The organism is Mycoplasma amphoriforme A39, assembly GCA_000723365.1.
GTDB lineage: Bacteria > Bacillota_I > Bacilli_A > Mycoplasmatales > Mycoplasmoidaceae > Mycoplasmoides > Mycoplasmoides amphoriforme.
This window is the reverse complement of sequence record HG937516.1, coordinates 650,120-662,502: the sequence shown is the minus strand read 5'-3', so window position 1 is coordinate 662,502 and position 12,383 is coordinate 650,120. Positions and strand designations below refer to the sequence as shown.

Annotated in this window: 8 protein-coding genes; 4 read left to right on the top strand and 4 right to left on the bottom strand. The window is 29.0% G+C overall.

Annotated elements, in window-relative coordinates; all coding sequences use genetic code 4:
* Positions 1 to 115: 115 nt before the first annotated feature.
* Positions 116 to 679, top strand: a complete 564-nt coding sequence (locus ABDB96_RS02505; RefSeq protein WP_343251217.1) for a hypothetical protein — start codon at positions 116 to 118, stop codon at positions 677 to 679.
* 583 nt (positions 680 to 1,262) lie between these two features.
* Here the strand turns inward: ABDB96_RS02505 and ABDB96_RS02500 are convergent.
* From ABDB96_RS02500 to ABDB96_RS02490, 3 genes are all read right to left on the bottom strand, one after another.
* Positions 1,263 to 1,856, bottom strand: coding sequence for a coiled-coil domain-containing protein (locus ABDB96_RS02500; protein ID WP_343251216.1), 594 nt, complete (start codon positions 1,854 to 1,856; stop codon positions 1,263 to 1,265).
* 320 nt (positions 1,857 to 2,176) lie between these two features.
* The gene (locus ABDB96_RS02495) at positions 2,177 to 3,064 is read right to left on the bottom strand and encodes an ROK family protein (RefSeq protein ID WP_343251215.1); all 888 of its coding nucleotides are present in this window, start codon (positions 3,062 to 3,064) and stop codon (positions 2,177 to 2,179) included.
* Between the two features lie 121 nt (positions 3,065 to 3,185).
* On the bottom strand, positions 3,186 to 5,582 hold the full coding sequence (locus tag ABDB96_RS02490; protein WP_343251214.1) for a hypothetical protein: 2,397 nt from the start codon (positions 5,580 to 5,582) through the stop codon (positions 3,186 to 3,188).
* Positions 5,583 to 6,197: 615 nt separating this feature from the next.
* Here ABDB96_RS02490 and ABDB96_RS02485 point away from each other — a divergent pair.
* Together ABDB96_RS02485 and ABDB96_RS02480 are read left to right on the top strand one after the other, a co-directional pair.
* Positions 6,198 to 6,428, top strand: a complete 231-nt coding sequence (locus ABDB96_RS02485; RefSeq protein ID WP_343251213.1) for a hypothetical protein — start codon at positions 6,198 to 6,200, stop codon at positions 6,426 to 6,428.
* A 122-nt stretch (positions 6,429 to 6,550) separates the two neighbouring features.
* Positions 6,551 to 7,786: a hypothetical protein gene (locus ABDB96_RS02480; protein WP_343251212.1), complete on the top strand. Its 1,236-nt coding sequence runs from the start codon at positions 6,551 to 6,553 to the stop codon at positions 7,784 to 7,786.
* Positions 7,787 to 9,794: 2,008 nt separating this feature from the next.
* On the opposite strand, the gene ABDB96_RS02475 is transcribed toward ABDB96_RS02480, so the two are convergent.
* A complete protein-coding gene (locus tag ABDB96_RS02475) occupies positions 9,795 to 10,508 on the bottom strand; it encodes a hypothetical protein (RefSeq protein ID WP_343251211.1) in 714 nt (237 codons plus the stop codon).
* 1,630 nt (positions 10,509 to 12,138) lie between these two features.
* On the opposite strand from ABDB96_RS02475, the gene ABDB96_RS02470 reads away from it, so the two are divergent.
* A complete protein-coding gene (locus ABDB96_RS02470) occupies positions 12,139 to 12,303 on the top strand; it encodes a hypothetical protein (protein WP_343251210.1) in 165 nt (54 codons plus the stop codon).
* The last annotated feature ends 80 nt before the right edge of the window (positions 12,304 to 12,383 follow it).

Sequence of the window (12,383 nt, the reverse complement as noted above, 5' to 3'; positions counted from 1 at the left end):
ATCAATTAACTTTAACAAAAAGATGTTAAAATTTATAGCACATAACGTATATAAAATACCTAATAAAAACTAAAACACACAAAGACTTAAGTTCGAAAAAAGGAGAAGGTTACAGATGAAATCATTTAAAGATATTATGACTTCAGTAAAATCAGTTTTCAAATCACAAACTAAGGAAATTATTTACACAAGTTGGCAATTAGAAATTTTACGATTTTTTGCAGAAAACGAAATAACAGACAAAAAACTTAAAATCCTGCTAGATAAACTATTTGCAAAAATGGAAGCAGGCGGTTTTAATGACAACGAGCCAAAACAACTTAGTGTTGACAAAACTGATTATGAATGACTCAATTACTTAATTGAGTTTAACATCATGAACACTCCCGAGGCTGAAACAAAGTACTGAGATTTTCCGAAAATTATCGGTAAAGAGCCGCTTCGGAATCCTAATGCTAAAGTAAATAAAGGGCCTGTTGGTCCAAGACCTGTTCAAAGACCAATGCGACCAACTCCACAAAAACCAACTGCTCCAAATGCTGGAAAGCCGACAGGTCCAACGCCGCAAAAACCAGTTAGTCCAGATGCAATGAGTCCAAGTGCAACAGTTTCACAAGATCCAAGTCCTGTAAACTCTACAAATTCTGTAGAACCTGCACCCAATTCTGAATCAGTTTAGTTAACTATTAAAAAAATAAGAGTTGCAAAATAATTAAATTAAAATTAGCAACATTTTACATAATCTAGGATTGTTTTAGTCATATAAAATGACTAAAGTTTTTTTCATTCAATTAAGGCAAATTATCTTATTAAAAAATTCGTTAATTATTATTTAATTGCACCAAGTAATCAACGTTTAATAAATTATCTTAGGATTCTAAAAGCATTAAATAAAAAGATTTAACTACCAAATAAAATCCTGGAAAAATAATAAAAAATCTGAATATTACGGTTAAATTTCTAGAATTAAAAAAAATAGATGTTGTAAACATTATTATTTACGACGCAAAATCTTTTAAATTAATAATAAGAAAATATGTAAAAACAACTAAAATAGCACAGTTGGCCTTTGGTGTTTTACAACATAGGTATTTCTTTTTCAAAACTAAGTTTTTAGTTTAGAATAATTAATTCTAGTATTCTTATTGATTTGCTATTCAATTCCTTTTATTAATTAATCTAAAATTAACTCTGTTTTGTGCTAAAAACGGCATTTTTGTGATCACCTCATCTTCTCTAATGCACAAGCCTATAAAATGTTTTTAAACGACTTTTTTATACCGATTTACTTTAATAATTTGACATTTTCAATATTGTTTGAAACCTCATCTTTCAACATTTTCTACAGTCCAATGATACAAATGTCGTGGAACCCGAAAATCGATGTATTTAAATTTATTTGTTTTTCGATCTTTGTCACAGTCTTGTAACTGCGATAACAATAGATTAAACTTGTCAGCATCCCAGGTATCATCAACAAAAATACAAGCAAATGAATTGTCAAGAATGAAGAATCGATTATTACCATCAGACTCGCGTTGTTCTGATGGCAAACGATTTTTACGTCTAATCTCCTCAATTTTTTTATTTAGACCATCAATTTTTCGGTCAAAATACTGCTCAAAAAGATCTAATTTTTCATTAACTTCGGCTTGGAGTACTTGAATTCTTTCGAAGGCTTCATTAATCTTTTTTTTAAATTTCGCTTCTACTTCTTCAATCTTCTTATATAACAAATCAATCCGTTGGTTTAAACGGTTTTCAACACTAGTAATAATTTTACTAATTTCATCAATTCTTGCGTTGGTTCTTTTTAATTCATCAAGAACCATTTTTGCATATTCAGGCAAAGGCATAATATTTTCCTTGTCAATAAATACCAAATACGAAAGATCTGGTTTGATTTTTTTTAAAGTTTTACTATTTTGTATAGATAGTTATCTAATTATAATTTTTTTTGGCGATAAATATAATAAATTATCAATAGATAAAATAAAATTAAAAAAATAAAATGCTTTTGTTATAAAAATTAGTTTAAGTTCTACAAAAATAACCGTAATATTGGATGTATTAAATAGATGATATATAACGATTTATTAATCAATAAAAAGCTATTTTTTTACAAGACAAATAACACTCCAAGCAAAGATCATTTAGATTAAATGTAAAACAAAGTTTAATCGGACACGGTATTTTTAATAAAATAACTTAAACCGATTAAAGCTGAATCATCACCGAATTTATCAGGAAGTAATTTGGCAACATCATATTGCTCTTTGACCGTTCGGGTTCTAGCAAGTTCAAAAGCCTTTTGGACATACCACCAGTGGTGAAAGGCCACAGAACCACCAACAACGAAATGGTTCGGATTAAGAAAAGCCATGGCTGTAGCAAAAGCGTTTGCCAAAGTGCTGATACCATTGTTAATAATTTCTTGAGCCACTTGATTAGTTTGATAATTTTCAAACAAAGTTTTCGTTGAATATTTCATCTCTTTTTTTAATGCCTGTTTTTCCATTCAAGAACCAGATGCATAATATTCTAACGAACCAATACCTAGTGGGGTTTTATCAGCAAAAAAAGCAAGTGGTGCACGAGCTACTTCTTGGGCAAAATGATTAAACCCTGTAAAAATTTGGTTATTGATAATTAAGCCTGCTCCAAGGCCGGTGCTAACTGTAAAAAATTGGGTAATATCTTTATGATTAAAACCATAAGAATAATGGTTCCCTAAGGCCATGACATTTGCGTCATTTTCAAAAGCAATTTTTTTCACATGACTATGATTAGTTAAATAAGCCTTCACATTAAAATTATTTCAACCACCAGTTAAATTAGGAGTATTTAAAACGATACCCTTTTCAAAATCACTTGGCCCTGGCATACAAACACCAAGGGCAGTAGTATCTAATTGTTGCAAGTGCTCGACAACTGGTTTTAATGTCGCAATGGGATCGATCGGATTCGTTGAATAAATTCAACGATTAACGACTTGATCATTAATCACAACAGCGAGTCGGGTTTTGGTACCACCAATATCTAATACGGTTCCTTTAATTTTCATAAATAAGTTGCTTTTTATAAGGAATTTATAAATTAAATATTTGATTTGTAAACCAAAATTAACCAATTAGATAATTAAGTTGGTCAACCTAGATTCACCACTAAAGTTAGTGCACTTAATTTTAGGATTTAATAACCGGTTTGGTTAATGACAAAGATGCTTGTCAATGAATTCGTTTTTTGGCTAATCGGGTATGAAAGTCATCAATGTTGTGACTATTAGTCAAACGTCGGTCAATTTGTTGATCTTGGCGTTTTTTAACATAAGGAATTTCTTCGCGGAAACGGGCACCAAACGCAGCTTCTGGTACGGATTTAGAAATTGTTACTGGTAATTGTAAATCGCTTGTCTTTAAAAATGCTTCATTTTCAATTGCAACTTCTTCTAGTGCATCGTATTCTTCCATGATGCGCTGCTGGTTGCCAATCACATAGCGTTTGTATAAGCGCTTACCATAACTAAACCACAAGCCTAAAATGATACCTGCAAAAACAATGATGGCTAGAATAGTCACCACGGGAATAAACCAGCGTTCGATGGAAATTTGAAAAGCATCGGAAAAATTTAATGTTGATGCTTGGCTATTTGTTAAATCATTCTGGTTTGTAATTATTTCGCCATGGTTGGAGATTAAACTATTTTGAGTTGTCGTATGAACAGTGCTAAAAGTAATTTGAAAATTAATGTTACCTAATACTGAAGTATCGTTGATTTTCACATCAAAGGGAAGTTGAGCATATTCTTTAGCAAAACCAAACAAATCAAAAATCTCTAATTTGGTTTGGGCTGTAGTTAAAGGGTCAGATAATAAAGTTTGGACTTCGGATGGGGTTTTATTAAATAAATCTGAACTTCGATTAATATTAGTGACAATATTGTCCGGCAACACCTTGCGATAACCATGAACACTTGTATCTAATAACGTAATCGAATTTTCAATCGCCTGGGGTTTGCCCGTAATTGTTAATTTAATTTCGCCTAAATTATCATTAACAACATAATTTATTACAAAACGATCATCCTTATGAAGCTGGTTTTGTTTCCTTAATCATTGGTAGTAACCATCAAGCACTAGAAAATCAGCAAAAGCCTTACTGATTTCTTGTCTTGCATAGACAGAAGCAAAAACGTTTAACCAACTATTTTGGTTTTTAATCTTAATTAATTTTTCATAGTCAATATGAATCGGCACAAAGTTGGTGTACCAAGTATCATCATTAACAGTGGCATTAAGGTTTCACTGAATGAAGCCGTCAGTAAAATTATCGGGAGCGTAAAACAAATTGAAGGTTTTTGTTGACGGATTGAAAACCAAATCACTAATTTTTAATTCACCGTTACGCATTAAATTGTTCTGAAAACTAACTGCTGCAGTAAAATTCGGTGCCGTTGTTAATGACTGCTCAGCAAATTTAAATAACTCAACTGTGGTTTTTGATGCATTTAATGCAGCAATCCCCACTCCTGGAACATAAGTCATACTACTAAATTCATGATGAACTTGGGCTGTAATTTGGGCAAAAGCATCGGGTTTATCAGTGCCAAACCCCCAGATTCGTAACGATTTATCCTTAATATCGCGGTATTGGGCGTAAATCGAGCGGTGCTCCGCGTCAAAAATCATGGTTGTTAACGTAAAGTGTAAGAAAAATGAGGGACCGCCGGGAACAAATTTTCCGTCTCTTAGAAAGATCATTTCTGAACCAATGGCTTTTTTAGTATGAGTCATCTGGTCAATGTTAAAAAAGTTTAAACCTAAAAATAAATTAGTTCCTATGGCATAACTGCTAACAACTTCAATCGCATTAAATTCTCTTGCTGAGGTTTTAATTTGATCGACATGATATTTGTTCAGCGAGTTAATGCTAGTTACGGTGATGTCTAAAAAATAACTATTTGATGCATCATTTTTAGCTTCAACACTCACAACAACTGATTCGTTAGTTTCTTTACCATCACTATTCTTAGTATTAAAATTAGCGCCAACACTAGTTGAATTAACTGGAACATTAACACTTTTAGAATCGGGTTTTAAGCGATTCTTAATTAAATCAACATCAAACCACAAGGCTTTTCCGGACAAATTAGAAACAACGATTCCTTTACTAATATCGTTAGTATCGACCATGCTTAAATGATTAAACATTTCGTTTAGCTCAATTGATTGCTCAACGATCGCGTACTGGTTGTAAATTTGTAATAAGGATTTAGTTTCTAAAACGTTTTTAACTTCATTATAAATCTGTTTATTATTTAAGCGAATGAAAGAACTGGCAAAGTTTAATGTAGATCCGTTTTGGTCGTGAAGTTCAACAGACTTAGGATCATGAACAGACTTCTGGCCATTATTAACTTCACTTTGTGTTATTTTATTAGCTAATCAAATGTGTTGTTGTTTACGCGATTCATTAAAACTATTATGAGAAAATAAAACTAACGAACTGCTACCTAATGCAGTTAAAAAACCTAAAAGCACCAGGCCAAATTGATTCCTTTTGGATTTACGTGGGTATTTCATGCGGCGTACCCCCTTATAAACTAAAACACGTTGCGGTTGCAGTCTTAACAAAACTGCCTTCTAAAATTTTACCCAAATTAAACCGTTAAAACGAATCCAATCGCTGCTTTTTTTTGCTTATTAATAATGTTATTAATAACAATTTTTGCTACTAAACAATATATTGGTAGACAGCTATAATCATCGAATAAATTGAGAAAATAAACCAGATGATCGCAAGATTAAAATGGAATATAGGATTTTAAAAGAAAGTCAAACTGTGGATACATTTGTTAAGAAATTTTGATTGCTACCTAAGTTTGATAGACAGTTTTAATATTCACTGTGACTTTGTTTGAAAATTTACTAAATAACTTGTTTGCTTTTGTTCAATAAATCAATTTTCGAAAATCATTTTCTTTAAAGTTGTCTAATTAAAGTGGTTTAAAACAATGTTGATGAAATAATGAATGCAAAAAATTAGAACCCTTATCAAAACCATTATTTTTAAAATTGAAATAATTTTAATTAAAAAACATAATAATTTTGACAGAAAAATCAAATTTTATCAGTGCTTATTAAGTTAAAATGTTAGATAATACGAAACTAAAAAATGACAGAATTGGAGTGTGTTTTATGAAAAAACGTTTTAGTATTAAAGCATGAATAATTAGTTGAGCAGCAATCGGAATGGCTGGGGTGATGATTCCAGCAGCAACGGTTTTAATAAAAGTAACAAATCCGGGAAAAACTGTAAATCAACAAGAAACTAAAGTTCCCCCCCAACCGAAAAAACTAAAAATAAAACAAATCTTTCAACTAATCAACCATCAACTAGATCAGAAAAAAATACTGACCATAATTTAAAAAAATCACCAAAACCACTCCCCAGTTTAAATGATTCGCCAAGTCCTACTGATAGTCAACTTATTAAAAAATATTATAGTGAAATTCAAGAACGATATGAAGTTACAAATCAGCAGCAAAAATTGTTATTTCCTACGCAAATTATAAATCAATCCTGAAAGGTAACAGTCCCTGAGATTAATTCATGAATTGGTGAAGAAACCCCAATCCCGTTATTACCAAATGAACTTAGTAAAACCAATGAATCAGTTGCCTTAGAACTACATGCCGATGATCGTGAAGGAACAATTACTTTAAAAATTTTTGTTTCCAAAAAAGATAACACTGGTCATTATGCAACTAGTGGCGAATTATCAACAAATAAAGAAAAATCTGGTAAGACCGTTACTTTATCTGGTTTTGCGGGTGAAAAAAATTTAATTCAAGAACAATATAGTGCATGAGCACAAAATACAACTTTCAATGTTCAGTCTAATCAAACCTACCCATTTTGAAAAGTTTATTTTGATTTAAAAAACTTATCAAATGAATCAAATCAAACAGATGTGATTTCCAAAATTAACCATTATTTACCCGAAAATAATGCACAAAAATTAAAACCCTTAAATCAATCTTTGCAGGCACGTCAATATCAAGTAAAACTTGCACAAGTCGGACTTAACCGTTTAACTAACGGGCAAAACGAGTTAAATTTAAACCTTTTAATCAAAAATGGAGATAATCAAGTTGTTAAAGAAGATTTTTCCAAACCAAATGAACAATCATGAGTTGGTTTGCCAATCAAGTTAACAAATTTTGCTACAAACGAAACCAATTTATTAAACATTCCAATTAAAGCACGTTTTGCACCGATTACTACAAAAGGTAAAAAATCGGATCGATTAGACATTTCGTTTGAAAACCTTATTACCAAACAACAAGTAACATGATATCTAAAGGCTATTGTTCGAAAAAATAAAGTAGATGAATTGCTTAAAAAAATTAAAAGCAGTGTTGAGGAAGGGTACAAGATCCAATACAAGGACGAAAGAAAATGACGGCCAAATGCAAAAATTAACGACGATGTTTTTGCAATATCATTAAATCCTGAGGAAAAAATGATTAATTATAATGTGGATAAATTATATGATCTTAAAACAAACTCAGGAGCTAATTTAATTGCTGGCGGTCACGAGCATAATGATGTAACTTTTAATAATATGAAAATAATTACAAAAAATGACAATGGGATAAAATTACGAAAAAATTTATGACGAATTGACGGAATAACTGGGTTAAACAAAGAACTGAAAAACTTATTTAGTCTATCAACATTCAAAGATCAAACAGATGACAATGCTAATCCATTCTTAGGATAGATTCTGATTACATCTTGTTTGAAACTATTAATTACGATGCAATTTTAAAAACTAAAGTGGTTTAAACGCCAATTTAGTTTTTTATTTCTGATAACAATTATTAAGTTATTGGAATCACAATTTTTAAGCTTAAAAAAGAAATAAGTAGGATCAAATTAGATAATTAGGGTCAGTTATCTTAAAATTTAGAAAAAAACCATTTTCAAATTACAAAAAAGTAATCAATAGCGATTTCATAAATTAAACTATTGGCAAACTGTCACAAACTAATAAAATAAAATTATTACAATCTTTGATCTACAAGTGGTTACGCGTTAAGAAACAAGTGTTTCCATTATTCCAACTTTCCCTCCTCTTGCTTCAGGAAACAGCGTAATAGCATCAAACTCACTCTTAATAAGTTATATACTTAGGAATGAAAACAAGGATTGCTTCACAATATCTTGATATTCTTTTGATCAATAACAAACAATTAAGCCATTGAGAAAGCCAAGCATTAACGTAAAAATAGGTTTGTTTTTTTTAGATTTAACATCACAAATCCATCTTTATTATAGTGACGATATGAAATAATCGAAAACTTAAAAATGGGCCACAATTTTTAGTTTTTGCACATAAATTTTCTGTTTTGAATAAGTTTAATTATTTGAAAAATACATTAAATTATTGTTTTAGTTCATTTTTTTATAAAGCCAAACTATTAATAAAATAATAATTAAAATGCTCATTCAAGCAAGATACTTTTTTACATGATTGTTTCATAACCTAAAATTAAATTAAAAAGTATAAGGTTTATAATTAAGATAATCATAACCAAAATCCAAAACCAGGTTCCAAGAATGCTTACGAAAAATATGCATTTATTAAATTTATGATTCTTAATTGTTGGCAATTTCCAAGGTTAAATTAAAAATACAATAATTTTTTTAGTACGAAAATTTATCACCTTAAAAAAACTTAATCTAGATATTTTTACACTAGAAAGCACGAATTTTTAAAAAAAATCATTCGACAAAAAATTAACCAATTTCTTTCAAAACCAAGAATTCATTCTTCCAAATTTTTATATTTATGAAAGATTGTAAGAAGATTAATCTGAGTAAAAATCTAAATAATAAATTTAATTAACTGGAATTAGTATTCGCAGTTTTACTAGTTGTAACTACATCGGCGTGCTCCAATAACAGAAAACAAGAAAACACTGCAGTAACTCAAAATAGCAAAATTAAAGAATTATTCGAAAAATTTAAAACTGATGGATATATTAACTACAAGTGTTATTAAGTCTAAAAAGCAAATTAACCTGCACTGAAATCAGTAACCGTCATGCTGCTAATACTCAGATTAAAGCCGATGGTAAAAATTTCCAAAAATCGCTGAAGAACTTCAAGATTTCATTATGATATTTCAGCAAATGGTAATGATTTTCCAGGAACATTTTTATAATTTAACTTGCTTTAAAAAACACCTGTTTTTGATCCAACTACTGGTGAGAAATTGCAATTAAATGCGTTACACTTAAAACATTAAGCATAGCCGAATTTTAAAAAATCTAAGTAAATCATAAAAAAAATGATCGTATAATTTTCTAATTCGTGTAATAAAAAACCTAACTCATTTGTTAGGTTTTTTAACCGCTTTTATTTTTTAAAGTTGTAGCAATTTTTTACTTCTAATTTAATATTTTATGTTAACTTGAAAAATATAAAAAAACTATTGATTATAGTTAATATTCATGACCGATTTAATAAGAATAAACGAATCAATCACGCGTTTAAAATATCCTAACAATTTAATCTGTTTTAATGTGATCAAATTTATGATTTGTTTTGTAAAAATTCCCTTGTGTTTATTTAATTTTATCAATAATTAATTTTTGACATATAGCATCGTTTTCGTCATATCAAGTCATTTTTGCCAAATCATAATTATTTAAATTAACAAAAGCCTAATTAGTTTGAAATAGTTTGAAATCAAAAGTTTTCTAAACAAAATATCTAAAGTGATGCTACACATGTTTCGATTTATCAATTTCATTATCAATAAAGTACTGGTAATCCTTGCGAAATTCGATTGCTTCTAAATACTTTTTAACAAATTCCATTTTGCTTGGAACAACTCGAAACTGAACGTAACCAATTTTATTCTTTTTAAAGTGACCAAAATCTTGGTAAATCTGCTTAATTAATAGTTCTAACTTATGCTCATTTCAAGAAGGACCAATATGGACTAAAATAATTTTCATTAATTTGTAAAGTTTTTCTACTGGAGGCGGAGGCGGAGGTAAGTCAGGATTCAAATGGTACGAATCGATCCGGGCGTGAATTGCTGCATTACCATGATCAACTTTTTGGTCCAGTTTATCGACTTTTTGATTGGTTTTATTAATTTCTTTTTTTAACTCAACTTTATTGTTATCAATTTCTTTTTTTAACTCAACTTTATTGTTATCAATTTCTTTTTTTAACTCGATTTTAGTGTTATCAATTTCTTTTTTTAATTCGATCTTAGTGTTGTCAATTTTCTTGTCTAGTTTATCAACCTTTTGGTTGGTTTTTTCAATTTCTTTTTTTAACTCAATTTTATTGTTATCAATTTCTTTTTTTAAATCGGTTTTGATGCTCTGAACGCTCTGATTCGTATTCTTAGCATTTTCAGTAAGTTCTTTTAGTTGCTCAAGGACCAATTTTTGAAATTCAGAGTCATTATTTTTTTTAGCCATGTCTAATCCCGTTATTAATTTGATATTATTGAGTAAATTTTCAATATTTGATAAATACATTATAAATTAAATCCGATTAGCAAAACTAACAATTTACTCGGAAATATAACTTTTTGAAGAAATAATTATTTACGCTTTTGATTCATCAATTTCATTATCAATAAAGTACTGGTAATCCTTGCGAAATTCGATTGCTTCTAAATACTTTTTAACAAATTCCATTTTGCTTGGAAGAACTCGAAACTGAACGTAACCAATTTTATTCTTTTTAAGATGACTAAAATCTTGGTAAATTTGCTTAATTAATAGTTCTAACTTATGCTGATTTCAAGAAGTATCAAGATGACTTTTTTAATTCGTATAATAAAAAATTCAAATTAAATTTGATTATTTTTAGTAATTGAAGGCAAGGGCTGAGACATTATAAATAGTTGCAACTTGAATTACATTTTTATAAAAAATAATGACAATTTAATATTAAAAAAATAAAAATGTTTATTTTAATTAGTGTCAAATCCAAATAAATAGGGATTAGTGAACATTTATTTAGTTTTATTGCATTAACAATATTTTTTTGAAACTTGAACAGATGAAAATAATTCAAAAAATGACAAGTTTAAAAAATTAAAATAAATAATTTAAAAAGTTATTTAGATTAGAAAGAAAAGATCAAATTAGTGAAACTACTAGAACCTTGTAAACCAAAAAGTGAAACAAACTAATGCTTTTTAAATAATAATTAATTACCTAAATCACTAATTAGCAAGAGACAAAATCATCAAAATACTAAGTGTTGCAAGACAAGAAATCGCATTTTTTTAATGATGATTGAAGTAAGCAAAGGTACAAAGATAATTTGTTATTATTTAAATTTTCTTCTATGCTAAATTTGTTAGCATTTATATGAACAATTCTTTTTTTTGGTATTGAGTATTGCGATTGAACTAAAAAAGTTAAACTTAAAAAAATGATTGGTTCTAATTGCATGATTGCTAACAGTTCTAATTATGTTAAATTCTTTTGCTGGTGTTCTAATTAGATCGATATATAAATATATATATGTTTAATCAATTAATGCTAGTTACCGTAGTATCTAAAAACTATGCCATGCATCGTTTTTTGCAACATTAGCAACAACGACTGATTGATTGCTTTCTTACCGTCATATTCTGAGTAGTAAATTAATCACAACTCTAGTTGTTAACAATTTTGAAATCAGGTTTTAAGTGATTTTTAATTAAATCAACATAAAATCCAAAATTTTCCAGTCTAGTTTAGAACAACTGTTTCTTTACTAACATCACTGGTACCAAATATACTTAAATAATCCAAGACATCGTTTAATACAATGATTCGTCTACAATTTTGTACTAATTACAAAATTTGTAGTAAAGATTTATTTTCTAAAACGTTTTTTAACTTAATTCTAAATTTGCTTATTACTTAAGGAGGAAAAAACGGACTGCCAAAATTTTACTTAAATCCTTATCAAAGCCATTATTTTTAAAATTTAAATAATTTTAATTAAAAAACATAATAATTTTGGCAGAAAAATCAAATTTTATGAGTGCTTATTAAGTTAAAATGTTAAATAATACGAAACTAAAAAATGACAGAATTGGAGTGTGTTATGAAAAAACGTTTTAGTATTAAAGCATGAATAATTAGTTGAGCAGTAGTCGGAATGGCTGGGGTGATGATTCCAGCAGCAACGGTTTTAATAAAAGTAACAAATCCGGTAAAAACTGTAAATCAACAGGAAACTAAAGTCCCCCCCCCCAACCAAAAAAGGTAAAAATGAAACGAGTCTTTCAACTGATCGACCATCCACTAGATCAGAACAAAACACTGACGATAATTTAAAAAATTCACCAA